Source organism: Anaerobacillus sp. ABR4_321 (genome assembly GCF_056158505.1).
The window spans coordinates 1,892,139-1,918,155 of sequence record NZ_JBSWTK010000001.1; the positions used below are offsets into that span (position 1 = coordinate 1,892,139).

Annotated in this window: 23 protein-coding genes and 1 other annotated feature; of the genes, 19 read left to right on the forward strand and 4 right to left on the reverse strand. The window is 41.0% G+C overall.

Annotation, left to right across the window (positions count from 1 at the left end; genetic code table 11):
- Positions 1-6 precede the first annotated feature (6 nt).
- The 8 genes from ACXADT_RS09695 to ACXADT_RS09730 all read left to right on the forward strand — a co-directional run bounded on the left by ACXADT_RS09695 (position 7) and on the right by ACXADT_RS09730 (position 7,871).
- Positions 7-834, forward strand: a complete 828-nt coding sequence (locus ACXADT_RS09695; protein WP_270179479.1) for a cytochrome c biogenesis protein — start codon at positions 7-9, stop codon at positions 832-834.
- 33 nt (positions 835-867) lie between these two features.
- Positions 868-1,797 carry a hydroxymethylbilane synthase gene (gene hemC / locus ACXADT_RS09700; RefSeq protein WP_474834427.1) on the forward strand — a complete coding sequence of 310 codons (930 nt, stop codon included), beginning with the start codon at positions 868-870 and terminating at the stop codon, positions 1,795-1,797.
- Positions 1,794-2,561, forward strand: coding sequence for a uroporphyrinogen-III synthase (locus ACXADT_RS09705; protein ID WP_474834429.1), 768 nt, complete (start codon positions 1,794-1,796; stop codon positions 2,559-2,561). Before hemC ends, ACXADT_RS09705 begins: the two co-directional genes overlap by 4 nt.
- On the forward strand, positions 2,551-3,528 hold the full coding sequence (gene hemB, locus ACXADT_RS09710) for a porphobilinogen synthase (protein ID WP_270179476.1): 978 nt from the start codon (positions 2,551-2,553) through the stop codon (positions 3,526-3,528). Before ACXADT_RS09705 ends, hemB begins: the two co-directional genes overlap by 11 nt.
- A 21-nt stretch (positions 3,529-3,549) precedes the next feature.
- Positions 3,550-4,836, forward strand: a complete 1,287-nt coding sequence (hemL, locus tag ACXADT_RS09715; RefSeq protein WP_474834431.1) for a glutamate-1-semialdehyde 2,1-aminomutase — start codon at positions 3,550-3,552, stop codon at positions 4,834-4,836.
- Between the two features lie 142 nt (positions 4,837-4,978).
- A complete protein-coding gene (spoVID, locus tag ACXADT_RS09720; RefSeq protein WP_474834433.1) occupies positions 4,979-6,025 on the forward strand; it encodes a stage VI sporulation protein D in 1,047 nt (348 codons plus the stop codon).
- Positions 6,026-6,049: 24 nt separating this feature from the next.
- Positions 6,050-6,904: a hypothetical protein gene (locus ACXADT_RS09725; RefSeq protein WP_474834435.1), complete on the forward strand. Its 855-nt coding sequence runs from the start codon at positions 6,050-6,052 to the stop codon at positions 6,902-6,904.
- On the forward strand, positions 6,897-7,871 hold the full coding sequence (locus ACXADT_RS09730) for a hypothetical protein (protein WP_474834437.1): 975 nt from the start codon (positions 6,897-6,899) through the stop codon (positions 7,869-7,871). Before ACXADT_RS09725 ends, ACXADT_RS09730 begins: the two co-directional genes overlap by 8 nt.
- Here the strand turns inward: ACXADT_RS09730 and ACXADT_RS09735 are convergent.
- Complete coding sequence (locus tag ACXADT_RS09735) at positions 7,868-8,068, reverse strand: hypothetical protein (RefSeq protein ID WP_270179471.1); 201 nt, start codon at positions 8,066-8,068, stop codon at positions 7,868-7,870. The two genes, ACXADT_RS09730 and ACXADT_RS09735, sit on opposite strands and share 4 nt — an antisense overlap.
- A gap of 158 nt (positions 8,069-8,226) precedes the next feature.
- Positions 8,227-8,452: a binding site (T-box leader), on the forward strand.
- 63 nt (positions 8,453-8,515) lie between these two features.
- Between ACXADT_RS09735 and ACXADT_RS09740 the strand changes: the two genes are divergently transcribed.
- The 3 genes from ACXADT_RS09740 (at position 8,516) to ACXADT_RS09750 (ending at position 14,341) form a co-directional block, all read left to right on the forward strand.
- Positions 8,516-11,158, forward strand: coding sequence for a valine--tRNA ligase (locus ACXADT_RS09740; RefSeq protein ID WP_270179470.1), 2,643 nt, complete (start codon positions 8,516-8,518; stop codon positions 11,156-11,158).
- Positions 11,159-11,218: 60 nt separating this feature from the next.
- Positions 11,219-12,520, forward strand: coding sequence for a bifunctional folylpolyglutamate synthase/dihydrofolate synthase (locus ACXADT_RS09745; RefSeq protein WP_474834440.1), 1,302 nt, complete (start codon positions 11,219-11,221; stop codon positions 12,518-12,520).
- A gap of 108 nt (positions 12,521-12,628) precedes the next feature.
- Complete coding sequence (locus ACXADT_RS09750; RefSeq protein ID WP_270179468.1) at positions 12,629-14,341, forward strand: GGDEF domain-containing protein; 1,713 nt, start codon at positions 12,629-12,631, stop codon at positions 14,339-14,341.
- A gap of 47 nt (positions 14,342-14,388) precedes the next feature.
- On the opposite strand, the gene ACXADT_RS09755 is transcribed toward ACXADT_RS09750, so the two are convergent.
- The 3 genes from ACXADT_RS09755 to ACXADT_RS09765 are packed head-to-tail and all read right to left on the reverse strand — an operon-like array spanning position 14,389 to position 17,063.
- Positions 14,389-16,161: a hypothetical protein gene (locus ACXADT_RS09755; RefSeq protein WP_474834442.1), complete on the reverse strand. Its 1,773-nt coding sequence runs from the start codon at positions 16,159-16,161 to the stop codon at positions 14,389-14,391.
- Positions 16,151-16,639 (reverse strand): prepilin-type N-terminal cleavage/methylation domain-containing protein, encoded by a 489-nt coding sequence (locus ACXADT_RS09760; RefSeq protein WP_270179466.1) that lies wholly within the window; start codon positions 16,637-16,639, stop codon positions 16,151-16,153. Before ACXADT_RS09760 ends, ACXADT_RS09755 begins: the two co-directional genes overlap by 11 nt.
- On the reverse strand, positions 16,614-17,063 hold the full coding sequence (locus ACXADT_RS09765) for a type IV pilus modification PilV family protein (protein ID WP_474834444.1): 450 nt from the start codon (positions 17,061-17,063) through the stop codon (positions 16,614-16,616). The genes ACXADT_RS09760 and ACXADT_RS09765 overlap by 26 nt, the downstream gene beginning before the upstream one ends.
- Before the next feature lie 142 nt (positions 17,064-17,205).
- Between ACXADT_RS09765 and ACXADT_RS09770 the strand changes: the two genes are divergently transcribed.
- The 8 genes from ACXADT_RS09770 to ACXADT_RS09805 all read left to right on the forward strand — a co-directional run bounded on the left by ACXADT_RS09770 (position 17,206) and on the right by ACXADT_RS09805 (position 26,010).
- Entirely contained in the window at positions 17,206-18,528 is a 1,323-nt protein-coding gene (locus ACXADT_RS09770) for a hypothetical protein (protein ID WP_474834446.1), read from the forward strand.
- Between the two features lie 19 nt (positions 18,529-18,547).
- A complete protein-coding gene (locus ACXADT_RS09775) occupies positions 18,548-19,321 on the forward strand; it encodes a PRC-barrel domain-containing protein (protein ID WP_270179463.1) in 774 nt (257 codons plus the stop codon).
- A gap of 13 nt (positions 19,322-19,334) precedes the next feature.
- Positions 19,335-20,714 carry a VanW family protein gene (locus ACXADT_RS09780; RefSeq protein WP_474834448.1) on the forward strand — a complete coding sequence of 460 codons (1,380 nt, stop codon included), beginning with the start codon at positions 19,335-19,337 and terminating at the stop codon, positions 20,712-20,714.
- Complete coding sequence (locus tag ACXADT_RS09785) at positions 20,714-22,372, forward strand: GspE/PulE family protein (protein ID WP_474834450.1); 1,659 nt, start codon at positions 20,714-20,716, stop codon at positions 22,370-22,372. Before ACXADT_RS09780 ends, ACXADT_RS09785 begins: the two co-directional genes overlap by 1 nt.
- A gap of 8 nt (positions 22,373-22,380) precedes the next feature.
- Positions 22,381-23,415: a type IV pilus twitching motility protein PilT gene (locus ACXADT_RS09790; RefSeq protein WP_474834452.1), complete on the forward strand. Its 1,035-nt coding sequence runs from the start codon at positions 22,381-22,383 to the stop codon at positions 23,413-23,415.
- A gap of 5 nt (positions 23,416-23,420) precedes the next feature.
- On the forward strand, positions 23,421-24,629 hold the full coding sequence (locus tag ACXADT_RS09795; protein ID WP_474834454.1) for a type II secretion system F family protein: 1,209 nt from the start codon (positions 23,421-23,423) through the stop codon (positions 24,627-24,629).
- A 69-nt stretch (positions 24,630-24,698) separates the two neighbouring features.
- Positions 24,699-25,151, forward strand: coding sequence for a prepilin-type N-terminal cleavage/methylation domain-containing protein (locus ACXADT_RS09800; protein ID WP_270179458.1), 453 nt, complete (start codon positions 24,699-24,701; stop codon positions 25,149-25,151).
- A gap of 106 nt (positions 25,152-25,257) precedes the next feature.
- Entirely contained in the window at positions 25,258-26,010 is a 753-nt protein-coding gene (locus ACXADT_RS09805) for a prepilin peptidase (RefSeq protein ID WP_474834456.1), read from the forward strand.
- Positions 26,011-26,017 lie beyond the last annotated feature (7 nt).

Here is a 26,017-nt window from a genome sequence, read left to right on the forward strand (position 1 = left end):
TGAGTTGTGACGAACGTCAGCTGGCTTTATGATTTAACCATTTCTCTTTACGCACTAAGTGTATTGGGGTATTTTATTGACTTCTTGCAAAACAACCGGAAGGCAAATCATATTGCCTTCTGGTTGCTTTCTATTGTGTGGATTTTGCAATCAACTTTTCTCGTAACGCAAATCATTGCAATCGGCGGTTTTCCAATTTTGACACCTTTTGAGGGGTTATTTTTTTATACTTGGGTGATTGTTTCATTATCCTTATTGATCAATTGGTTTTTCCGAGTCGACTTTTTTGTGTTCTTTGCAAATGTACTCGGTTTCATCTTGATGACCATCAACCTATTTGCGACGAGGGAACAAGCTTCAAGTATGCTAACAGAACAGCTCATGTCTGAGCTCTCTGTCATACATATCACCATGGCATTTATTTCTTATGGCGCTTTTTCTCTTTCATTTATTTTCTCAGTCATGTACTTAATTCTCTATCAAATGTTGAAAGAGAAGAAGTTGAGTAAAAGACTATGGCGTTTTGGTGATTTATCACAGTTAGAAAAGCTTTCGTATTTATGTACTGTTCTAGGTGTACCGCTATTATTATTGAGTTTGATCTTAGGTATCGTTTGGGCGAATCTGAAAGTAGATCAGTTTAGTTTATTGGATACGAAGGTGATCGTTTCATTCATCGTACTTATTGCATACAGCATGTATTTATATCAAAAGGTCGCCAGAGACATTGAGGGAAAGTCACTTGCACTTTGGAACGTTGGCGCATTTGTAGTCGTCCTGATCAACGTATTCTTATCAGGGGCATTTTCACAATTTCATTTCTGGTATAGCTAATGAGTAACACAACCAAAGTTTGGGGGATAAAACATGAGGAAGATAATTGTTGGATCACGTAGGAGTAAGCTAGCGATCACACAGACAAAATGGGTGATTAGCAAATTAAAAGAAATCAATCCTGAAGTTGATTTTGAAATAAAAGAGATCGTTACTAAAGGAGATAAAATCCTCGATGTTACCTTATCCAAAGTTGGTGGAAAGGGCCTCTTCGTAAAAGAAATCGAGGATGCGATGTTAAAGGGAGAAATCGACATGGCCGTGCACAGCATGAAAGACATGCCGTCCGTCCTGCCAGAAGGATTAACGATCGGGTGTATACCTGAGCGTGAAGATTTCCGAGATGTTCTTATCTCTCAATCGAAGCAATTGTTCCGAGAGCTTCCTGAAGGAGCTATAATTGGTACGAGTAGCCTTAGACGTGGCGCACAATTAAAAGCGATTCGACCTGATGTAGAAATCAAGTGGATCCGAGGAAACATCGACACTCGCTTACGTAAACTTGAAGAAGAAGATTACGATGCGATTGTCTTAGCGGCAGCAGGCCTTCATCGTATGGGGTGGTCAAAAGAGATCGTCACTGAATACCTAGATGCTGATCTATGTGTACCTGCAGTGGGACAAGGCGCACTTTCGATCGAATGCAGAGAAAGTGATGATGAGTTACTAAGTCTTCTCGAAAAACTTAACGATGAGCACACAACGCAAACTGTATTGGCTGAGAGAGCTTACCTTCATACGTTAGAAGGCGGCTGTCAAGTACCTATCGCTGGCCATGCGGTATTAAAAGATGGAACCATTTCATTAACTGGACTTGTAGGCGAGCCTGATGGTTCTGTAGTCATCAAAGAAATGGAAACAGGTTCTGATTTCAAACAAGTAGGAGTCACACTTGCGAATAGGATGAAGGAGCAAGGTGCTAAAGAGATATTAGATCGTGTGAAGGAAGAACTCGATCAATGATTTCACCGCTCTCAGGGAAACGTGTATTAGTCACGAGAGCTCGGGGGCAGGCAGCTACATTTTCGAGGTTAGTTGAGAAGCATGGGGGAGTTTCTGTAGAAATTCCCCTCATTGCGTTTAAACCACGCTTACACGCGCTACAAACATTGAATGTCTCAGGCTATGAGTGGGTGGTTTTTACAAGTTCAAATGGAGTTCGCTTCTTTTTTCAAGAAGCTTCCCTACCAACAAAAAGTAAAGTGGCTGCAGTCGGCAGTAAGACAGCAAAAGAACTTAAAAAACATCATGTTGCGATCGACCTACTTCCAGAAGATTATACGGCAGAAGGATTGATCTCAGCGCTTTCAAGAGAGGGAAAACCTGAAGAGACAATCCTGTTACCAAGAGGGAACTTGAGTCGAAAGGTCTTGCCTCAGCAATTAGAGAAGCTCGGATTCAATGTAACCGATCTCACGATTTATGAAACGGTTGTTCCTGAGGATTCTCAAGCCCCATTAGTAGAGGCTATTAGTAAGAGGGAGGTCGATGTCATAACGTTCACATCATCTTCCACTGTTCATCATTTTGTTGAACTGCTTCAAACAAAAGATTTGCAAGAGAGTTTGAAAGGGATCACGATAGGAGTAATTGGACCTATAACAGATAAAACGCTTCGATCATACGGATTGAAAGCAGATGTTGTTCCAGATGAATATACGATCGAAGGATTGCTACAAAGTTTAGAGCATTACTTTGAAAATAGGGAGGATACTAATGAACGCTGATAATTTTCGACGTCATCGTCGCTTAAGAAGATCTGAATCGATGAGAGCCATGGTTCGAGAAACGTTTTTACATAAAGAAGATTTAATTTATCCTATCTTCGCTGTTGAAGAAAATGATGTGAAGAGAGAAGTGCCTTCGATGCCAGGTGTGTTTCATTATTCTTTAGACCACCTGAATGCGGAGATTAAAGAAGTAGTCGAGTTAGGTATTCAATCTGTCATTGTGTTTGGTGTACCAAACCATAAAGATGCCGTTGGATCTGAAGCTTACTGTGAAACGGGGATCGTACAACGCGCGATCAAGCAAATTAAAGAAGAGTTTCCGGAGCTCACGGTTATTGCAGATACTTGCTTATGTCAGTATACAGACCATGGTCACTGTGGCGTGATCGAAGATGGATATGTCCTAAACGATCAATCACTAGAACTATTAACGAAGACTGCTGTTTCTCAAGCTGAAGCTGGCGCAGATATCATCGCACCTTCTAACATGATGGATGGGTTTGTAGGAGCGATTCGTAAAGGACTAGATGAAGCTGGGTACGTTGATGTTCCAGTAATGAGCTATGCGGTGAAGTTTTCTTCTGCGTTTTACGGACCTTTCCGCGACGCTGCACACAGCTCACCACAGTTTGGTGATCGAAAGACATATCAAATGGATCCTGCAAACCGACTGGATGCAATCAGAGAAGCTGAGAGTGACATCGAAGAAGGCGCTGATTTCTTGATGGTAAAACCAGCCCTTTCATATCTTGATATCATCCGAGAATTAAAGGATCGATTCCCTCTTCCAATGGTTGCTTATAACGTAAGTGGGGAATATTCAATGATAAAAGCAGCCAGCCAAAATGGGTGGTTGAACGAAGAAGAAGTTGTCTTAGAAAAATTAACGAGTATGAAGCGAGCGGGCGCAGACCTTATCATTACTTATTTCGCAAAAGACGCAGCACGCTGGTTAGATAAATAAGAAGAGAGAGGAGTATCTTTTATGGGAAATTATGATCGTTCCAAAGAAGCGTTTCAGGAAGCTACTAAAGTAATGCCGGGCGGGGTGAACAGCCCTGTGAGAGCATTCAAATCAGTTGGACTTGATCCTATTTTTATGGAGAAAGGAAAAGGGTCGAAGATTTATGATATCGATAAAAATGAATACATCGATTACGTCTTATCTTATGGCCCTCTCATCCTTGGACATGCCGATGAAAAGGTAGTGAATAGCTTGAAGGAAGTAACGGAGCTTGGTACTAGCTTTGGTGCTCCGAGCACGTATGAAACAAAGTTAGCAGAGTTAGTAGTAGAGCGCGTTCCTTCAATCGAAAGCGTTCGTATGGTGAACTCTGGAACTGAAGCAACTATGAGTGCGCTTCGACTTGCTAGAGGATATACAGGACGTAATAAAATTCTTAAGTTTGAAGGGTGCTACCATGGACATGGCGATTCCCTATTGATCAAAGCTGGTTCTGGTGTTGCGACACTCGGACTTCCAGATAGCCCAGGAGTTCCTGAAGGAATCGCAAAGAACACGATTACTGTTCCATACAATGATCTTGAAAGTGTCCGCTATGCATTTAAAGAATTTGGTGATGATATTGCGGGAGTAATCATTGAGCCAGTTGCAGGTAACATGGGTGTTGTTCCCCCTCATGCTGGATTTTTAGAAGAACTTCGTACGATTACAGAAGAAAACGGTACTGTTCTTATCTTTGATGAAGTTATGACTGGATTCCGTGTTGGATATAATTGTGCACAAGGTTATTACGGAGTTACACCTGATCTCACTTGCCTTGGAAAAGTGATCGGTGGAGGACTTCCTGTAGGAGCTTATGGTGGTAAGAAAGAAATTATGGATCAGATTGCTCCGAGTGGACCGATTTACCAGGCTGGTACATTGAGCGGTAACCCACTTGCGATGACAGCCGGCTATGAAACGCTATCGCAGCTAACACCTGATAGCTACAAAGAGTTTGAACGAAAAGCTGAACGACTAGGAGAAGGACTTTCAAAAGCGGCTGAGAAGTACAACATCCCTCATACTGTAAACCGTGCTGGATCGATGGTTGGATTTTTCTTCACAGATGAAGATGTTGTGAACTTTGAAACTGCTTCATCTTCAAACCTAGATTACTTTACTAAGTATTTTAAAGAGATGCTTGACCAAGGCGTGTCGATTCCTCCATCTCAATTTGAAGGTCTCTTCCTTTCTACAGCACATACAGATAGCGACATCGATCAAACGATTGCAGCTGCAGAAGTAGCTTTCTCTAAACTAAAATAATACCAAACCTGTTAGGGGCATCCCTAACAGGTTTTTTTATGTTCTTGTACAGATAGCGTGGATTTTCGATGTTTTAGACATATTCTTAAATCCAATTCATAAACGTGTAATGTATGGATAATGTTCGAAAGGAGGAGAAAGCATGCAGAATGATTCACATTTGCATTTCTCCGTTGAGGAGCAGGTATGGTTAAAGAAAGGACAGGAAGTTGAAGAGGTTTTATCGATTTCTCTAGACCCTGAAATTTCCATTGAAGAATATGAGGATTACGTAGCAGTTAAAGGGTGTTTGTATTTATCAGGTGAGTATTTGCAAAGAGAGTATGAAGATTACGAGGATCACGAAGATGAGTCGTCCGTCTATCGTTCTGTTCATGAAGTAGAAACTCGAGAGGATGGAACTGCTACGATCGGACATCGTTTTCCGGTAGATATTACAATTCCATCGAGCAGGATCAGTAAGTTAGAAGATATTTTTGTAACGGTCGATACGTTCGACTACACGCTGTGCGAAACGAATTGTTTACAGCTAAATGCAGATATTTCGATTAGCGGTATCCAAGGAGACGCAGGATATCCAAATTATGAAAATGACTCAGAGGTTGAATACGATGATGAGGTAGAACTTGAAGAAGAACGTTCATCAGACGAATCTGTTTGGGAAAATGATGTGAAATATGTGAGTGATGAGGCAGAAGAACCTGTTATGTTTCCACAAAGCAAACGGACGCCTCAAGTTGATATGAGGGCGAAAGCTTCACAGACAGATGAAGAGCCTGCAGAAGTGCAGTACGAAGCTATGAACAATGAAACAAACTATGATCTATTAACAAGGATGGCAGGTCAAAATGCAGAATCCAGTTACTATAATCATAACGAGGAAAGTGCACAGAGGGGCAACTATGAAGCTGAGTATGATGAGTATAGTGAATATGCTGAGGCTTCAGAAGAAACCGTAGAAGAAAGAGAGCCAGTTCGTGAAGAAAATGCTTTGTATTTAACGAATATGCTAACTAAAGATGAAGAAAATTTTTCGAAGATGAAGATGTGCATCATTCAACCAGGCGACTCCCTAACAGAGATTGCGGAGCGTTACAGAGTTTTGCCGAGTCACCTAGCACGAGTGAATCGACTTGATGAAGAAGAAGTGACAGAAGGACAGATCCTATACATCCCCGTTAACCGGTAATAGGTGTGAAAAGGGGTAGTACACATGGACATAACGACTGTGGTTAAAAAGCAGTATGAATTTAAGGGTTTGCACTGGAATCATAAAGAATCTGAATTTCATACACATGTTGGGTTGAAGAGAGTAACTTATTGGCGGGATCGGAAATTGCTTGAGTATCATCTCAACTTCCGTGACCGTCTTTTTTCTAAATCAGGAATCATGTGCAATCGGATGATACGTACACGTGATGGTGCTCCATTTGTTCAACTTGGAGGCTCATTTATTACGATACATGATGTTGTTGAGTCAACGGAAATAATCAACGATCCAGAGTTCCTTGGCTTTTTGATCGCCTCATTACTTGAAGTTGGAAGCGAGGTTCCTTATTACAATGAGGTAGACCTTGGAGAGTTTCCTTATAAGGAGGCTCTTAAGAACTTACAACAGTTGAAACATAAGAACCAGGAAGTTTATTCTTCTTTAGTTCGCTATATTCCAAAAGTGAAACAAAGAAAGTCATCACTCCTCATGAATCCAACATGTTATGACGGGAATGCGTTGAAAATGGTCATGGGACAATACTTCTATGATTTGAGTAACAGCCTTCCAAAGCCTGCTCATCAAGTAATCCGACGTGCGCTCCTTACCGACTCCTATACGGAAGAAGATAGAAAAGCGTGTTGGGCAAGTTTACAAAATGCGATCTCAGGTGATTTAGTTGATCGTGTGAAACATACACTTCTAGCACCATGGGAATGGACTGACTGCCTTAGAGAGATGCAGGATTGTGAGGATGAAGAAGAGGTTTATAACCGATTTAAGAAAGAATGGGACACGATGATGGAACTATATGAAGTTCTAAAGCTCTCTACTAGGAGGACAATCTCCTATGAATAATCTTAATGCAATTTTATTTCAATATGACATGACTCTTGAACACTACGAAAGATATGGAAAAGTATTGAAAGTTACAACGAATCAAGGAACTTTTGCACTTAAAGAAACAAGATTAACAAGAGATCGAATGGATTGGATGCTGTATCTAGAGAACTACTTCAGGGAATTAAAGTTTAATGGATATGTACCGTTGATCAACACAAAGTATGGCGATACGTTTGTAGTGGTAGAAGATCGTGTGCTGTATTTATCTCATTGGATCGAAGAAGGAAGTGTTAATCCGTCATTAAAAGAGTCTCAGATGATTCAAAGGCTAGCAGAATTACATGGGTATTCCGTAAAGGATCATGCCTTTTCTGAAGAATCCATCAAGCATTTCTATGAAAAGATGGTCGTACTCAGAGAAAGTCGTCAGTTCGAAATGGAAAAGTACGTTAACGATATTGAAAAACGCATCTATCTCTCTCCATTTGAATTGGCTGTTGCGACCCATTTTCATCAACTCATGAAAAATTGTGACCTATCAAAGTCACGACTAGACTATTGGTTTGAACAAACGAATGAAACGAAACGATACAGAACTGTGCTCTGTCATGGGAAGTGTTCAGCTTCTCATTTTGTTGTAGGAAGAGAAAAAGGATATTTCCTTAACTTCGAAAAATCCGTAGTAGACTCTCCGGTGAGAGATCTTACGTACATGATTCGTGCTTCGGTACCACCGTTTCAATTCAACCCAGATACGTTAGTCTCAAACATTTCTCACTATGAAAGTCAGTTTGCTCTGCATGAAGAAGAAAAGGATTTGCTCGCAAGTTATTTGTATTTTCCTGAATCGTTGTTTAACAGTGTGACACATTTTCTATCGAATCAGAGAGATTGGTCACACATGAAGCATGTCCGTCATTTCACCAAAAAAATAGAAGTGATGAATGGAATTACGACGACACTACAAAATATGCGTGCTTAAATCCATTCAAAATAAAAACACACTTCTAATGCTACGAGGATAATCAAGATAAGCACATCCACTGAAGTTGGAAAGAGAATCGTTCTTATCGCCTGAAAGAAGATAAAAGGCGGTACGAATTGCGCCAGTATGTCTCTGAATTTGTAAAAAGCCGGTGGAAGCTGATAGCGGTTGAGTCCTCCAAATCGCTTTTTCATGTATAGGTCCCCTTCATAGTACTCTCGATACAATCAGGTTATGTTTGGACAGTAGTTTGGGTGATTAAGTAAAAAAGAAAGTGGTTATGATAGTAAAAAGGGCTAATAGTATCTTGACGGTTTTTTATACAACAGGTAAACTTATGAATACAAATAGTCGACAGGCAACGATAGGGAGTAGTAAAATGTGAACCCTTCAGAGAGAGAAATCATTCGCTGCGAGATTTCTTAGGAACGTAACATTTGAAGTCGCCCTGGAGCTGTTTCTCTGAAATCGTAGTAGGAGAGACCGGTGAATCCGTTATTCAATGAAGCGTACAGCTTCTCTCTTTTTTCTGGAGCTGTAAATAAAGGTGGTACCGCGAAACTTCTTTCGTCCTTTTCACTAAGGATGGGAGAAGTTTTTTTGTTTGCTATCGACTTATTGATTGGAAAGGATGGATGGTAATGGCTAATAAAGAGCTAACGATGCCGACAAAGTATGATCCACAGGCAACTGAACAGAAATGGTACCCGTATTGGGTAGATGGGAAGTTTTTTGAAGCAACAGGTGATAAGGACAAAACGCCTTACACGATTGTTATTCCACCACCGAACGTAACAGGTAAGCTGCACCTCGGGCATGCATGGGATACAACGCTTCAAGATATCCTCTCTCGTTTTAAACGAATGCAGGGTTATGATGTACTTTGGTTACCGGGGATGGACCACGCTGGTATTGCCACTCAGGCAAAAGTAGAAGGAAAACTACGCGAAGAAGGGACTTCTCGCTATGATTTAGGAAGAGAAAAATTTCTTGAAAAGTCATGGGAATGGAAAGAAGAATATGCAGACTTTATCAGAAGTCAATGGGCGAAGCTTGGCTTATCTCTCGATTATTCTCGTGAGCGTTTCACGCTTGATAACGGCCTTTCAAACGCCGTTCGTGAAGTCTTCGTTAAATTATATGAGAAGGGTCTCATCTACAGAGGCGAATACATTATCAACTGGGATCCTCAGACGAAAACAGCTCTTTCTGATATTGAAGTTATCCATCATGAAGTAACAGGACACTTTTATCACATGCGTTATCCACTCTCAGATGGCTCAGGGCATATCGAAATTGCGACGACGCGTCCAGAAACGATGCTCGGAGATACAGGGATTGCTGTACACCCTGAAGATGAGCGATATAAGCACCTTATTGGTAAGAAAGCGATCCTTCCGATCGTAGGACGAGAAATTGAAATCGTAGCTGATGATTATGTTGATATGGAGTTTGGATCTGGTGCAGTAAAAATCACTCCGGCACATGATCCTAACGACTTTGAAATCGGAAATCGTCATGACTTAGAGCGTGTTCTTGTGATGAACGAAGACGGTACGATGAACGATAATGCTGGTAAATATAAAGGGATGGATCGCTTCGAATGTCGTAAGCAGCTCGTTAAGGACCTTCAAGAAGCAGGCACACTCTTTGAGATTGAAGAGCATGTTCATTCTGTAGGGCACTCTGAGCGAAGCGGTGCAGTTGTAGAACCTTATCTTTCAACGCAATGGTTCGTTAAAATGGGACCTCTTGCAAAACAAGCGATCGACCTTCAGAAATCTGAGGACAAAGTAAACTTCGTACCTGAACGATTTGAGAAGACGTATCTTCATTGGATCGAAAACATTCGTGACTGGTGTATTTCACGTCAACTGTGGTGGGGACATCGTATCCCGGCTTGGTACCATAAAGAAACAGGCGAAATCTATGTTGGTGATGAAGCACCAAAAGACATCGAGAACTGGAATCAAGATGAAGACGTTCTTGATACATGGTTTAGTTCAGCTCTATGGCCTTTCTCTACAATGGGATGGCCTGATGAAGAAGCAGAAGACTTCAAGCGCTATTACCCTACGAATGTACTCGTAACAGGTTACGATATCATCTACTTCTGGGTAGCTCGCATGATCTTCCAAGGCATCGAATTTACTGAACAGCGTCCGTTCAACGATGTATTGATTCACGGTCTTGTAAGAGATTCTGAAGGACGAAAGATGAGTAAGTCTCTTGGTAACGGAGTAGATCCGATGGATGTTATCGAGAAGTATGGTGCTGACTCTCTTCGCTACTTCCTTGCAACTGGTTCTTCACCAGGGAATGACCTAAGGTTCTACTGGGAAAAAGTTGAGTCGACTTGGAACTTTGCGAATAAGATTTGGAACGCTTCTCGTTTTGCCCTAATGAATATGGATGGCATGGAATACGATGAGCTCGATCTTACTGGCGAAAAATCAACCGCTGATAAATGGATTTTAACTCGACTGAACGACACTGTCGACCAAGTAACAAGATTGATCAACAACTATGAATTCGGTGAAGTTGGAAGATACCTTTACAACTTTATCTGGGATGATCTATGTGACTGGTATATCGAAATGGCGAAGCTGCCATTGTATGGTGAAGATGAAGCCGCGAAGAAGACGACTCGTTCTGTTTTAGCTTACGTGTTAGATCAAACGATGCGTATGCTTCATCCATTTATGCCTTACCTTACTGAGGAAATTTGGCAGCACCTTCCTCATAAAGGAGAATCAATCACTGTCGCTAGCTGGCCAGAGAAACAGGATGCCCTTCACTTCCCGGATGCAGCAGCAGACATGGCTTTACTTACAGAGATCATTCGATCTGTTCGTAACATCCGTGCGGAAATGAACGTTGCACCAAGTAAACCGATCGAACTGCAGATCAAGCCAAAAACGGCTGAAGCTGAAGCACAGCTTGAGAAGAATAAGCAGTATATCGAACGTTTCTGTAACCCAGAAGCACTAACAATTTCTGCAGATCTACAAGCACCTGACAAGTCGATGACAGCAGTCGTTTCAGGAGCAGAGTTATTCCTACCGTTAGAAGGTTTGATCAACATCGATGAAGAGATCGAGCGTCTTAAAGGCGAGTTGAAAAAGCTTGATTCGGAAGTAGAGCGAGTTCAAAAGAAACTTGCTAACGAGAAGTTCATCAGTAAAGCACCTGAAAAAGTTGTTGATGAAGAGCGTGCGAAAGAGAAGGACTATTTAGAAAGAAGAAGTAATGTCGAAGCACGTATAAACGAATTGAAAAAATAAAGGTATGGCGAATCTCTCAAAAGGAGATTCGCCTTCTTTTGAAGAAAGGTGAGAGAAAGGATGTTCACTACATATGATGAAGCTGTGAGCTGGATTCACAGCTTATTAAATCACGGAATCAAACCTGGGCTCGAACGAATGGAATGGATGCTTGAACAGTTAGGTCATCCTGAAAGGAGATTGAAGTTTGTTCATGTCGGAGGCACCAATGGTAAAGGCTCAACGGTTACGTACATGAGGCATATCTTGCAGGAATCAGGGTATGAAGTAGGCACGTTTACTTCACCTTACATCGAATCGTTCACAGAACGTATTGCTTTGAACGGAACACCTATTCCAGAACGTGATTTGGTAGAGGTATGTAATCGTGTATATCCGATTGTAGAGGAAACATCGAACACTACACTCGGTTCTCCTACAGAATTTGAAGTAATTACTCTTATTAGTTTAGTGTACTTTGGTAGCGTTTCATATCCTGATATCGTGTTGATGGAAGTTGGACTAGGTGGTCGTTTAGATTCAACAAATGTCATTCACCCGTTAGTATCAGTGATAACGAACGTCGGATTCGATCACATGCATATCCTTGGAGGTGACTTGGAACAAATTACGTTTGAGAAAGCGGGAATCATCAAACCAGGAGTCCCTCTTATTACTACTGCTGAGAATGAGCTTGTTCGATCGATACTAGTCGAAACGGCGAAAAAGAAAAGTTCCAAAAGCTATAAATTAGGCGAAGAGTTTAAGGTAAGTGCGATTTCATCTACAGATGAAGGAGAGCACTTCACATTTCATTCTCCATATCGAACGTTAGAAGATATCCAGATTGAGATGAAAGGATCCCATCAGGTAAAGAATGCATCAGCCGCACTGATGACGATAGAATATTTAAGAGTGTTTTATGGCCTTCATATCGAAGAAGAGATGATCAAACAAGGGTTAAGTAAAGCAGCATGGCCAGGAAGGTTCGAGCTTATGCTTAAAGACCCAGACGTTGTGATCGACGGAGCACATAACCCCGAAGGGGTAGCTAGTTTGGCTGAAACGATTAAAACGCGGTATCAAGGTGGTTCAATATATGTAGTGTTTAGTGCGGTGGGTGACAAAGATATCGAATCGATGTTGGAACCCCTCTATCCTATTGTGAAGGATATTACGTTTACGACGTTCGACTTCCCTCGAGCGGTTAGTGCAAGGCAGCTATATGAAAGGTGTTCGTTTACGAGAAAAACGTATGATGAGAACTGGACCTCAGCGGTACAGGCTATCATGACGAAAGCTGATAAAAACGATCTCGTCTTAATAACAGGATCTCTTTATTTTATTTCAGAAGTGAGAAGTTTTCTAAAAAGTTTGAAATAAATACAAAATACTAGGACTTTTCCTTCATTTTTTGCTATTATAAACTTAAACAATTTCAAAATTGGAAAATTATTCTTCAAAAGGACGGAAGATGGAAGGGGGAAGAAATTGAATGCAAGTATGACTGTCAAAGTGTGGATCACTTGGTTAATCTTTTGGCCCACACTTATCTTTGCAACCTATACCTTCTTTCCCCCTGATTTATCAGGAAACGTGTTAGATATTCTAGCGCTGTTCGCACTCCTTGCAGTTGTCTCCATGATGCCGATCAATGTAAAAGGGATCGACATCTTCTTTATTCAGGGCATATCGCTCACCGTATTTCTAAGATATGGTCTATTCGTAGAAATGATTTTAACTCAACTTTCTATCCTGGTCTTTCTGCTTAATTTGCGAATAACGAAGAAAGAAAGCCATCGTTACCCTGTCAATATGCTCATGTTTATGATGATCTCACTTATTTCGGGTGGTTTGTTCTATGCCCTTGGTGGGACTGTGGGAGAATTTTCTGGTAATGCGATGTTTCAGGTACTACCTGCATTAGCGTATACGTTCTCTTTAATCTTCGTTAATCAAATCTTGCTTCATTTCTTGAAAGTGTTTGTGTATAAAGAAGCAGACACGACCTTTTTCGGAAAAGATATGGTTTGGGAAGCGATCACAACTGCGGTCACGCTCCCAATTGGCTTCTTGCTTTATATGCTTCATACATATCTTGGTGCAATCGCCATTTTATTCGTAGGTGTGCCATTCATCCTTATCTCTTTAATGTTAAGGTTGTATTACTCTAGTCGAAAAGTAAATGACCTCCTTCATAAAACAAGTGAAATTGGTCAGCAAATTACACAGCGACTCGATACGGATGACATATTGAACTTATTTCTTGAAAAAACGACTGACATGTTCGAAGTCGATCACGCCTATGTAATGGATGCTGAAAATGTAAGAAGACTTTCTCTCATCAAGACATACGAGCGTGGAGTAGGGGTCATAGAGGGCCCGGGGGATAGATCACCTCAAGAAGGAATAAGCTCAATCGTATGGCGCAGTGGTAGAAGTCGCTTGTATAGCAAGCGATCTCAATGGAAGAGTTTAACGACTGGTGTAATACCTCTTTCAACAAACTCAATTATCTCAGTGCCGATGAAGCGAAATAAAAAAGTAGTAGGCATCATTACCCTCACGTCTAATAAAGTACGATCCTATGAAAAGCAGCATATTCTCGTATTGCAAATTCTAGCGAACTATTTAGCTGTTGCCATCGATAATGCAAAGAACTATGAGGAAACGAAGCGAAAAAGTGAAACGTGTCCGTTAACGAATTTGTACAACTATCGGTTCTTTGAAGAGTTGCTAGATGAGAGGTATCTAGCCTATGAAAAAAATCATAGTCCGTTCTCCATCATCCTTTTAGATATCGATCACTTCAAAAAAGTAAACGATACGTTTGGACATCACAGTGGCAATGAAGTTTTGTGTGGCCTTGCGAATCGACTTGTCGAAGAAATAGGGAATAGAGGGACGGTGGCTCGATTTGGAGGAGAAGAATTTATCATTCTTCTCGATCATGCTTCACACGAACAAAGCTTTCAGATTGCTGAAGATTTAAGGTTCGTCATCGCCGATCAACCTTTTGAAATTTTTAATGATTTGGAAAATGGGAATCGCCAGGTCATCTACATTACTGCTAGTATTGGCGTCGCGACAGCTCCAGATCAAGGAGAAGATGGTCAAACACTAATTAGAAACGCAGACCGTGCGATGTACACGGGAGCGAAGCAACAGGGACGAAATCGTGTTGCAAGCTATGTCGTAGGATAGAAAAAGCCCGCAGCTTCATTTGAAGCTGCGGGCTTTTCGACTGCTTATCAGTCTTTGGAACGATCGATAGGTACTGGTTCATTCACAACTTTGATATACGGTTCCTCCGTCTTTAAGTCTGAGTAGGTTTTAATGATATCAGGGTTATATGAGATTTGAAGTCTTGAAGGCTGGTTTTGTTGGTAGATGGGAAGCTGATAATAATCATCTCCATATTTTACATATTGCCAGCTGAATGGAAATGAATCTCTAGACTTACCTTTAATTGCATTTAGTACAATCCTTCTTGCTGAGATTCCCCCGTCAATATGAACGTTAGATCCTACACCAAACATTTCGAATTCACCTTCTGAGTAGAAGAAACCACGAATGTAACTCGGTGTATCTTCGAAAACGGAGTTATTGCTTATATGGATATCTCCTTCTGCAAAAACAATGAGGGAGCCGTCATTTCCGTTTTCTTTTAACGCTTTTAAAGTTGAATACTGAATGTTTACATCACCTTTCACATAGATAATCGCATTAAATTCTACTTCAGCATTCTCAATATATAAATTTTCCTCTACGAAATAGGTTCCGCTAATTCTTAACTTATGTTTATCTTCTCCTCGAGTGGACTCGTAGTTGCCAATTGTGAAATCCTCTCCAATATAGGCACCATTCCTAATAGAGGTAGAGCTATAAGAAGTTGTATTGCCTGTTAAGTATAGGTCCCCAATAGTGCTAAACCTTTTAAAAGTATTGTTATTGGATAAATAAATACGTTCGAAATCTTTTTGCTTTCGATTAGAAATAAAATATGGATAAATATTTTCGCTTGGAAAGTTCTGATTTTGAATATATGCTGCATCGTCATCAAATTCCGTATAGGCTATTTTAGTAACAGATTCTCCGTTAATAAGTTGATCTTGTAAGCTATATTTAAACGTGCTTTGTCTCTCATCTATATCGATCGGATCTCGAACAGGCTCACGCTGCTCGATCAGAGGATAATCGTCTCCTAAAAATGCTTTGTTAGCTGCAACTTCTAGATATTTACTATCGTTAAAGTTCATTCTTTTAATATGGTTTTTATATTGGGGTTCGTTTATGAAGTTATAAATCGAGCCACCTAAAACCATCTTCGCTTTTTGGGGAGGGCCTGCAACACTCTTGATCGTAGGTAGGAATGTATCGATCCAATAATCTTTACTCCCATAGATCGCAACCCCTTGATCCGTTGTGACGAGATCGCCGTCCACGAGTAAATCTCCTTTAATGTCTACCGCTCCATGCAAAAACAGGTTTCCTTCCCCTTTCACATCACAGCTCGGGTCTTTTGGACAAAGCTGATAAGCTCCGATTGCGTACTTAAGAACTTCTGGAAACGAGTCAGGGCCAATTTCTAATGATTTCGTGACGGTTTTGACTTCATTATTTACTGTACCGATGCTTTCGACTTCGATGAGTCGTCTTAATGTGTTTGACGTAGTAGATACATTAATAATTTTCGCTGAGGATTCACCCGTGTCGTGAGTTAATAAGGTAGGGGCCTTGTAATTATTTACGGTGCGATCAATCAATCTAGTAAAGTCGTCTTTTTGAAGGCCATTATTTCCGAGACCTTTTCTCAAATCAGCTTGTATTGATTGAACGAGTTCGTCGACTCCTTTCTCTGCTACGAACGTTGCCTGTACATCGTCTTCCCGAAGTTCAGTCCGTTTTGTTCCGCTTACAGTTGCACTAAGTAGAGATAAACCGAGAACAGTGAAAATCAATGTGACGAGTAATACTAGGACAAGACTTGACCCACGTTCTTCTGACAATTGTTTAAGGTTCATCTGCACCCTCCGTAATAAGACCTATTTCGCTTATGAGCGTTAATGGTTTTGCATGATCAGTTGTTTTATCTTTAATCGTAATCCTGATTTGGAAATTACCTGAAGAGGTTTCTTCAATAGAGGATCCAGCTAGATCAAACGAAGAACCGTTTAAAGCAGTTCCGTTCAATAACGCGTTCCCATTCTTAAAACCTATCGTAGTGGATTTGTTGATCGTAAGGAGATACGTATCTTTATCTGAATCAAAGTTTCTTGATGTAATTTCATTTTCTTTTATTGGGTAGAGCGTATTGATGAATGAAGTCATCACGACATCTGCTTCATCTCGGAATGCGGCTTCGGCACTGATCTTTTGATATGAATGAAGGCCATTAAACAAAAAAGCATAAATTGCTAACGAAACGATGGATACAAGAACGAGTGTGATGAGAACTTCTGGGAGAGTTAGTCCTTTAGTGTTTCGGAGATATCGCAGCATGTTTAACGTACCCTTCTACTGAAGTTTCAATCGTTGGCTTCTTAACCAACGTAACATCGACGCGGACGTCAACTAAATCTATTTCTTGTTCATTTTTATCCTGTGAAACAGAAACATTAATCGCATATTCATGGTTATTTATCTTAACTTGATAGTTTTCACACGATGGTTTTGAACGGTTTATACACTTTTTATAATTATAAGGACCACCCGCTAGCCCATCAGTTATGTATGTGTCGGGGGATAGCTGAATTCTTTCGAGTGTAGCTCGTGCAAGATTTACAGCTACTAGTTTTTGATTGTTATAGGAGGAAATGGTGTTCGATTGGTTAAAAAAAGACGAAGCAACTAGTACGACAGATGTTAACAATGTAAGAGAAACCAAAACTTCTATTAACGTAAATCCGTTATCGTTTTTGAACAATTTCCAAAAACCCCCAATAAAAGAAATGATTAATTAATCAGAGTAATGTTTCCAATTCTTTAATACTATTATACAATAAACTACATAAATTTCTTTTTAATGTTAGATTTTGATAATATTTTTATTTTTAGGAGGTGAGCCAGTGGATTATTTGTTGGCTTTAGTTGGGGGAGGCTTGCTTTTACTACTTTTGATGGTTACACCACTTGGAATCACTCGTACGCAACGATACGTTGTTGCGGGAATGGGCTCGCTATTAAGCCTACTTTTACTTGTGTTTAAATCGATTTATCCACTTCCAATTGCAATATTACTAGTTATTCTTGTAGCGATGGTCATCATGTATGGCTTATGGAAGAAAGCGCATCATCTGTTGATCTCTTCAGGTGGAAATAAAGAAGTATTAGAAGACTACTATAGCCGCTTGGATGTAGTAGAAGAGAAAGATTCTGATACAGAGCCAGTAAACGGTGAGTCAGAAGTTGTCGATAAACAAAGTGATGACCTTTTTCTAGAAGAAATCGATTTTGCTACATCTGAAGACCCTGAGGAATTAGAAGGTGCTGAATCAGAGCATGTACTAGAAGAGAGTGAATTATTAGAGGAAGAAAGCTTAGATCGCTCTAATATTGTGGATCGTGAATTAGAATTAGAAACTGATGCATGGCAGGACTTTGAAGCAGAAGAAAGTTTTGCAGACGATGAGGCACGCTCTGCAGACAAAGAACCATTGAAAGACATAGAAGATGAATCACATGTACTTATGGATGGTGAAGAAGTAGAAAACGACGAGGATGAAGAAGAGATTGAAGGGATCGATTTCTCTCTTAGACTCGAATCAACATTAGACATTGAGGAGAATGAGTCGACAACTGAAAGGTTGCAAGGTGAATCAGAAGAGGAAGCTTCCGGTGATTATTCTGAAGTTTCAGATAGAGCACCTCTCTTAGAATTTGATACAAAGGAAGAGCATGTTGGAGAAGATGATAACGTGCAAGACTCTCCGGTCGATGACTTTCAAGAGACATTAAATACAGAGACGTTTGAAGGCGATGAAGAGCCTTTAGACGAAGCAATTGAACATGTTCATGCTGAAGAAGAAAGCATTCTAGACTACGAGGATTCAGTAAATGGTTTTGAAGAAGCTGATACTGTGGCTGAAGTGGCCGAAGACCCTTCTGAAGAAATTGCTGGGCAAATCGTAACAATATTACGAGAGCAAGCGAGATTTCTAAAAGACAGCGGAAACAAAGAGGGCTATATCGATGTAACGGAACAGCTTCTAAGTTCACATTTAACAGATGATATCTATTTTGCTGTCGCGGCAGAATATAGAGATTTTCTTATTGAAGAAAACGAATGGATGAAACTAAATAAGCTTTTAGATGATATGAAGCAACGATGTGAATACCCACTCTTGCTTGAAGAAATCAATTACTTACAATCGTTATACAAACAAAAATGAAACAGGTGTGTGATGAAGGATGAAGAAAAGCAATCAAATCGTAGGACTCCCAATCATTAGTATCGAAAGTGGCTCGGAAATCGGGCATGTTAAATCTCTCGTCGTAAATGCGGCTGATAAATCAATCGATTTCTTAACAGTTGACCACCCAGACTGGGACGTTAGTGTTAAAGCTGTACCTTTCCGCAAAGTGATTGGAGTTGGAGAGTACGCAGTTATGATCGAAGAAGAGAAGTCGATTTTTGATCTGTCTGAAATACCAATCGCAAACGAACTAGTTAAGAAAAAAATCAGTATTATTGGAACGAAGATCATCAATAGGAAGGGTCAGTTCCACGGCGAAGTTAGCGAGTATTTGTTAGATGACAATACAGGGAGAATCGTGAGTCTTCAGTTCAATTCAAACGATTCAGAACAGTTTTTGTCAACAGAGCACGTGATTACGTTAGGAAAAGATCTTGTGATCGTTGCAGAAGAGGCGATCGATCATATTGTGAAAGAGCCTGAAGAACTACTCGACGGGAAGAAGACGGACCCACCTGAGGATCATTCAGCGCAACCTAAAGAAGAGCTTCCAAGAGAGAAGGAACAGCTACCTACTGCAGAAGACAACGGCTTTAAAGAAAAGCAAATCGCAATTCTTGAAGGAAAGAAGCTGCTGAAAGATATCTATACTCCTTCAGGTGAACTCTTGTTTGAAGAAGGCAGCATTCTTTCGAGAGGGGAAATTGAAAAAGCGCAGGAAACAGGTGTAGGTGTTGTGGTGGAAATGTCGATGCATGTATCAGGATAGAGGGGCGAAGTAAATGAGTTCTGAAACAAAGAAGGGTTTGATAAAAACTGCCGGTCTAATCGTCTTTTCAACTCTATTTGTTACGTCATTTTCATTGTTAGGCTCGTATACGTATGACGCAGCCTTAGGAGAAGATACGTTACCACCGAACGCATTGATCGGTAGTGTGTCAGTATCAGGACTAGAACCACAAGAAGCAAGTGCAAAATTGACCGAATTGACAGAGGATTGGAAAGCATCTCAATTACTCTCTTTACGCTATGACGACCAATCAGTTTCACTTACAGGAGATATTTGGGATTTTCAAATCGATCAGACCGTACAAGAGGTTGCTCAAACGGAATCTAGTGATGTACCCCTTTACGTCTCTATCAATCAAGAGTTGCTACAATCCAAGATGGAAGAGCTTGCAGTAGATCCCGCGGATTTTAGTATGGAACTGCTGACGGAAGTGCTGATTGGCTATGCATCTACACTTGAAAGTGATGACATTCCGATCGATCTATCGAACTTTTATTCAGTAACGAGTGAGGTTGAGGAAATTTTCCGAAGTGAGGTTAAAGGCACATCTGAATTAATTCTTGTTCCAAATATCGTAGAAGATATTGGCTCAGTGACGATAAAACCTGAAGAAAACTTTTCAGTACAACAAGTGTTAGCGAATGTAGGTGTGACGGATAAAGCAACTGAAAGTCTCAACCTGTTTGCTTCAGCAATTTTTGAAGTTATCCTTCATACGAATTTTGAAGTCCTAGAAAGGCATACGACTCTCGACATTCCTACCTACGGGAAACCAGGCATGAATGCGGCTGTGAATGTATCGAATCGAGATCTTGTTTTTTATAACCCTAATCCAACAAGCTACACGCTTCGGTTCGATTGGGAAACAGATACGCTGATCGCAACATTAACTGGTCCTACGTTTCCACTGCAGTTTAGACCAAAAGTGGAAGAAGACATTCTATCACCTGATACGATCATACAATACTCTGCTTCTTTAAGTGGCAATAATAAAACGATCGTTGAAGAAGGAGAAGATGGTCTCTTAATTAAAACGTATCGAGAAACGCTTGATCAGGATGATCGCGTTATCAAATCAGAAAAGATACTGGAAGATTTTTATCCTCCTGTCCATCGAGTTGAGAACAGAGCATATCCTGAACCTCCTACGCCTTCTGGCACTGACCCTTCTGATAGTGGAGATCAGGACGGAAGTGGCGAGCCTAGTAATGGGGAGCCGAGCGGTGAACCGAGTAGTGGAAATGATGGTGGAAGTGATAGCGGTTCAGAGTCATCGGATACCAATGGTTCATCAGGAGAAAATAGTGGAGAGGAGGATGAAGAAAAGGGTGAAGTAATTAAGGGATTAGAATACAAGAGGGAGGGAGATTGATGAGACAAACAAAGAAAAGACTAGGTGATCTCCTTGTTGATTCCCGCTTCATCACGAGAGAGAAGGTCGATGAGGTTCTCTCTCAAAAGCCTAAAGGTATGAAACTAGGTGACGCACTCATTGAACAGGGAATCCTTACAGAGCAGCAGCTCATCGAGGTGCTCGAGCTTCAACTTGGCGTCCCACACGTGAGTTTATACAATTATCCGATCGAAGCAAATGTGATCGATATCGTTCCAAAGGATATCGTTAAGAAATATAACCTTATCCCACTAAAAATTGAAGACGATAAACTGTATGTGGCGATGACTGATCCGATGGATTTCTTCGCGGTAGACGATCTTAGACTTTCTACAGGCTTTTTGATTGAGCGAACGATCGCAACAAAAGACGATATCAACCGAGCGATAAGCAAATATTATGAGATCGATGACTCGATGGATGAATTGTTGAGTGACTTGCCTCGAGCTGAACGAGAAGAAGATCAAATAACTGACGAAGATTCTCCAGTCGTACGTCTAGTAAATCAAATCATCCAGTTCGCAGTACAAAATAGAGCAAGCGATATTCACTTCGATCCACAGGAAACAAAATTGCTCATTCGCTATCGAGTGGATGGTCACCTCCGAACCGAAAGAAGCCTTCCAAAGCATATGCAAAATGTTCTTACTGCCAGGGTAAAGATCATTGCAAACCTCAACATTACGGAATCAAGAGTGCCACAGGACGGTCGTATCAAAATCAACATCAACCATAAACCGATCGACCTCCGTGTATCCACATTGCCAACCGTTTATGGAGAAAAGATCGTTCTACGTGTTCTTGATATGAGTAGTACGTTAAATCAATTGGGGAAGCTAGATTTTCATCCGATTAACGAAAAGCGGTTTCGAAAGATGATCGAGCAACCAAATGGCATTATCTTAATCACAGGCCCTACTGGTTCAGGTAAATCATCGACACTATATGCAACGTTAAACCATTTGAATCAGGAAGAGACGAACATCATCACTGTGGAAGATCCGGTCGAATATCGGTTAGAAGGAATTAATCAGGTTCAAGTGAACGGTGCCGTTGGGCTGACGTTTGCTAAAGGACTGAGGTCGATCTTGAGGCAAGACCCTGACATCGTGATGGTCGGCGAAATTAGAGATGCTGAAACGGCTGAAATCTCCGTTCGAGCATCGCTTACTGGTCACCTCGTCTTGAGCACGCTTCATACGAACGATTCGATCGCAACGATTGCAAGATTGATCGATATGGGTGTCGAGCCGTTCCTTGTAGCTGCTTCTCTCTCTGGAATCGTTTCACAGCGTCTCGTTCGACGTGTATGTAAAGACTGTCTTCAACGTGAAGCAGCAACTGAGCGAGAGAAAGAGATATTCAGAAAAAGAGGCATCACAATCTCAGAAATATCCCGTGGACAGGGCTGCGGAAACTGTAATATGACCGGTTACAAAGGAAGGATCGCTCTTCAAGAGGTGCTCGTGATGGATGATATCATCCGTAAGAAAATCATGAACAATGAAGACATGAGCAGTATTCGTCAATATGCGATTAAGAAAGGAACAATATTTTTGATCGACGATGGATTATTAAAAGTGAAGCAAGGGTTAACAACAACTGAAGAAATACTACGCGTTGCTTTTAAAGAGTAGGTGATGGTATGAAAGAGCAAATGGATAAGCTATTACGGGCAGCATGTAAGTTAGGGGCCTCCGATGTCCACTTAACGATCGGAGTTCCTCCTATCCTAAGGATTCATGGTGATTTGAAGCGTTATGGAAGTGAACCGCTTGAGCCTAGCACAACTGAAGAGATGGCGAGGCTCTTGATACCAAAAGATCAATGGGCAACGTTTAAAGAAAATGGTGATTTAGATTTTTCTTATAGTTTAAAAGGCGTTTCGAGGTTCAGGATCAATGCTTTCCATCAAAGGACAAGCATCAGTCTCGCCATTCGTGTCGTTCCATCAGTCATTCCTTCTCTAGAGAGCATCCATGCTCCAGAAATTATTAAGAAGCTCTCGCTTAAACCTCAAGGGTTGATCTTAGTAACTGGACCTACAGGGTCAGGGAAGTCAACGACACTTGCTTCAGCGATTAACTTTTTGAATCACACTGTTCAAAAGCATGTTATCACTCTGGAAGATCCGATCGAATACCTTCATAGGCATCGCAACTGTGTCATTGATCAACGGGAGATCGGGGCTGATGTTAAAAGTTTTGCAAGCGGCCTACGGGCAGCGCTCCGTCAGGACCCTGACGTTGTTCTTGTAGGAGAGCTTCGTGATCTTGAAACAATTCAAACAGCAGTAACAGCTGCAGAAACGGGTCACCTTGTGTTTGGTACGCTTCATACAAGTAACGCTGGCGCGACGGTGGATCGAATCATCGACGTCTTTCCTCCTAGCCAGCAGCCGCAGATTCGCATTCAGCTCGCTTCGGTGCTCGTCGGGATTATCTCTCAACGGTTGTTTCCGACAGTTGATAAAAAATCACGAAGGCCTGCTTTTGAAGTGCTTGTAAACAATCCAGCGATCGCAAACTTGATTCGTGATAGCAAAGTCTATCAAATTCCGAATGTATTACAAACTAGCAAATCGACAGGAATGGTAGAGTTATCGAGTTCGATCAGAACCCTGATCAAAAACGGTGTGATATCAAAAGAAGCTGCTGATCCTTATTTACAGGGGGAATAATGGCAATGAGCCAATTTCAATATGTTGGTAAAACAATGAACGGCAGAGTAAAGAAAGGCAATTTAACAGGAGCATCGAAACGGGACGTCATTCTGCAGCTAAAAGATAAAGGTATTGCGGTGATGGAGATTCAAGAAGTTGAGCCGTCTCTTCTAGCGAAAGACATCACGATAGGCAATCCTGTAAAGCTTAGGGATTTTGTCGTTTATCTGCGTCAGTTCGCAACTTTGCTACGAGCCGGGGTTTCAATCGTAGACTCAACAAGTATACTAGCTCAGCAAACGGAGAGTAAAGCGTTAAAACACGCGCTTCAAGACGTGGAGATCGAGCTCAGGGGAGGAAACCCATTCTCTCAATCTGCAGCAAAACACAAAAAAGTTTTTCCGCCGATGTTCATTAACATGATCTATGCAGGAGAAGTGAGTGGAAGTCTGGATAACGTGTTGGACCGTCTTGCGGTGTATTATGAGAAGCAACATAAGACGAGGCAAAAGGTTATTTCTGCAATGACATATCCAGTGATTGTTGGTTTGATAGCAGTCGGAGTAGTCATTTTCTTGTTAGCTTCAGTCGTTCCTTCATTTGCGTCTATGTTGAACGATCTAGGAGGAGAATTGCCTGCCATTACTAAAGTAGTACTCGGTGCCAGTGAATTTGTTCAAGTTTTCTGGTTGTTGATAATTTTGGTTATATTGTTAATATTAGGATTTATTTCTATAATTCGTAACAAACCATCTAGTAAGTATTATTTTGATTATGCTATACTTAAAACACCGATATTCGGGAAGATTTTACAGAAAGCGACGATGGCGCAGATGACGCGAACATTAAGCTCGCTATTCTCGAGCTCGGTCCCCATTCTGCAGTCGATCTCGATTGTGGAAAAAGTTGTAGGGAATGAGGTGGTGGTCAGAGTATTGCGTGAATCTAGAACATCGCTTGAACAAGGGAAGCGCTTAACAGAGCCGTTCAAGCAGCACTGGATCTTCCCGCCTCTCGTAACGCAAATGATTGCGATCGGAGAAGAATCAGGTTCACTAGACGCGATGCTTGCCAAAGTAGCAGACTTTTATGAAGATGAGGTAGAAAACGCGACAGATCGGTTGAAAGCATTGATCGAACCTCTGATGATTGTGTTTCTAGCAGCGATCGTAGGTGTGATCGTACTGTCTATCATCGTTCCGATGTTTGAGATCTACAACAATGTGGGGTAGAAGAAGTTTACTAGTTTTAGACATCATTGTTCTTATACATAATTATTATAATTTTTAGGGGGAAATTGGATGTTAAAACGCTTTTTAAAAAATGAAAAAGGTTTAACGTTGATCGAGCTTTTAGTTGTTATCGTTATTCTTGGTATTATTGCTGCGATTGCAATTCCAGCGATTGGTTCTTTGATCGATAACTCTAAGACAGATGCTCATATTGCGAATGCTGAGCAAATGGCAAGTGCGGCAAGAATGGCAATTGCTCAAGATGGAGATGGAACGAAGACATTTACTATGGAAACTTTAATTACTAAAGGATATCTAGAAGGAGTTCCTGAGTCTCCTGGAAATATGGGGGCTTACAAACAAAGTGACTCTAAAGTAGTTTATTCTGTAGATTCAACTTCAAATGCCCAAGTTTATACCGTTACATTAGTTGGAGAAACAGGGACATACATTGATAGTGAAGCAGTTTCCGATTTAGATAGAGATAGTGTTACGCTTGAGAGCACAACAAGTACACCATAAATGAGGTTAATAAATTTATCTTGATAACCCTCCCTCGGAGGGTTATCTCCTTATTAGAACCGATTCATTAACAGTTAATAAACTATTTCGATAGAGGATGGAACGTATGGGGGTCGTATTACATAGTTATTTATTCATAGTTGGCCTTGTACTGGGGTCATTTTTTAATGTTGTGGGACTAAGGATACCTGTGAAGCGTTCGATCGTTACTCCTCGCTCGTCATGTCCATCTTGTCAGCGCGTGCTTACACCGATCGAGTTAATACCGGTTTTTTCTTATCTTATACAAAAAGGGAGATGCAGAGGTTGTTCAGCTAAGGTTTCTCCACTATATGCCGGTGTTGAACTCACAACGGCATGTCTTTTTACGATCGCACCGCTCCTAGTGGGATGGTCAAAAGAGTTGCTTATCTCATATGGACTCATATCACTTTTAATCATCATCTTTGTTTCGGATCTCACATACATGCTGATACCTGATAAAGTGCTGCTTTTCTTTGGCGCTTACTTTATTCTGACACGAATTTTTGTACCGATGACGCCATGGTACAGTCCGTTTGTAGGCGCTGCGCTTGGTTTTTGTCTATTGCTCCTCATCGCCATCGTGAGTAAAGGTGGGATGGGAGGCGGAGACATTAAGCTTTTCGCCGTACTTGGACTCGTTTTTGGTTATCAAGATCTGTTGATCGTTTTCTTTTTCTCTACCTTATTTGGGACGATTTTAGGAATTGGAGCTATCGCTACGGGTAAAGCGAAGCGAAAGCAGCCGATTCCGTTCGGTCCGTCGATCGCGCTCGGTGCTCTACTCACATATTTTTACTCAGAAAAAATCATAGATTGGTATATTAGTTTTCTGTAGTGACAGG

Coding starts and splice junctions, on each gene's coding strand:
- hemC (WP_474834427.1), top strand. CDS start 868: ATGAGGAAGATAATTGTTGGATCACGTAGGAGTAAGCTAGCGATCACA.
- ACXADT_RS09705 (WP_474834429.1), top strand. CDS start 1,794: ATGATTTCACCGCTCTCAGGGAAACGTGTATTAGTCACGAGAGCTCGG.
- hemB (WP_270179476.1), top strand. CDS start 2,551: ATGAACGCTGATAATTTTCGACGTCATCGTCGCTTAAGAAGATCTGAA.
- hemL (WP_474834431.1), top strand. CDS start 3,550: ATGGGAAATTATGATCGTTCCAAAGAAGCGTTTCAGGAAGCTACTAAA.
- spoVID (WP_474834433.1), top strand. CDS start 4,979: ATGCAGAATGATTCACATTTGCATTTCTCCGTTGAGGAGCAGGTATGG.
- ACXADT_RS09725 (WP_474834435.1), top strand. CDS start 6,050: ATGGACATAACGACTGTGGTTAAAAAGCAGTATGAATTTAAGGGTTTG.
- ACXADT_RS09730 (WP_474834437.1), top strand. CDS start 6,897: ATGAATAATCTTAATGCAATTTTATTTCAATATGACATGACTCTTGAA.
- ACXADT_RS09735 (WP_270179471.1), bottom strand. CDS start 8,068: ATGAAAAAGCGATTTGGAGGACTCAACCGCTATCAGCTTCCACCGGCT.
- ACXADT_RS09740 (WP_270179470.1), top strand. CDS start 8,516: ATGGCTAATAAAGAGCTAACGATGCCGACAAAGTATGATCCACAGGCA.
- ACXADT_RS09745 (WP_474834440.1), top strand. CDS start 11,219: ATGTTCACTACATATGATGAAGCTGTGAGCTGGATTCACAGCTTATTA.
- ACXADT_RS09755 (WP_474834442.1), bottom strand. CDS start 16,161: ATGAACCTTAAACAATTGTCAGAAGAACGTGGGTCAAGTCTTGTCCTA.
- ACXADT_RS09760 (WP_270179466.1), bottom strand. CDS start 16,639: ATGCTGCGATATCTCCGAAACACTAAAGGACTAACTCTCCCAGAAGTT.
- ACXADT_RS09775 (WP_270179463.1), top strand. CDS start 18,548: ATGAAGAAAAGCAATCAAATCGTAGGACTCCCAATCATTAGTATCGAA.
- ACXADT_RS09780 (WP_474834448.1), top strand. CDS start 19,335: ATGAGTTCTGAAACAAAGAAGGGTTTGATAAAAACTGCCGGTCTAATC.
- ACXADT_RS09785 (WP_474834450.1), top strand. CDS start 20,714: ATGAGACAAACAAAGAAAAGACTAGGTGATCTCCTTGTTGATTCCCGC.
- ACXADT_RS09790 (WP_474834452.1), top strand. CDS start 22,381: ATGAAAGAGCAAATGGATAAGCTATTACGGGCAGCATGTAAGTTAGGG.
- ACXADT_RS09795 (WP_474834454.1), top strand. CDS start 23,421: ATGAGCCAATTTCAATATGTTGGTAAAACAATGAACGGCAGAGTAAAG.
- ACXADT_RS09800 (WP_270179458.1), top strand. CDS start 24,699: ATGTTAAAACGCTTTTTAAAAAATGAAAAAGGTTTAACGTTGATCGAG.
- ACXADT_RS09805 (WP_474834456.1), top strand. CDS start 25,258: ATGGGGGTCGTATTACATAGTTATTTATTCATAGTTGGCCTTGTACTG.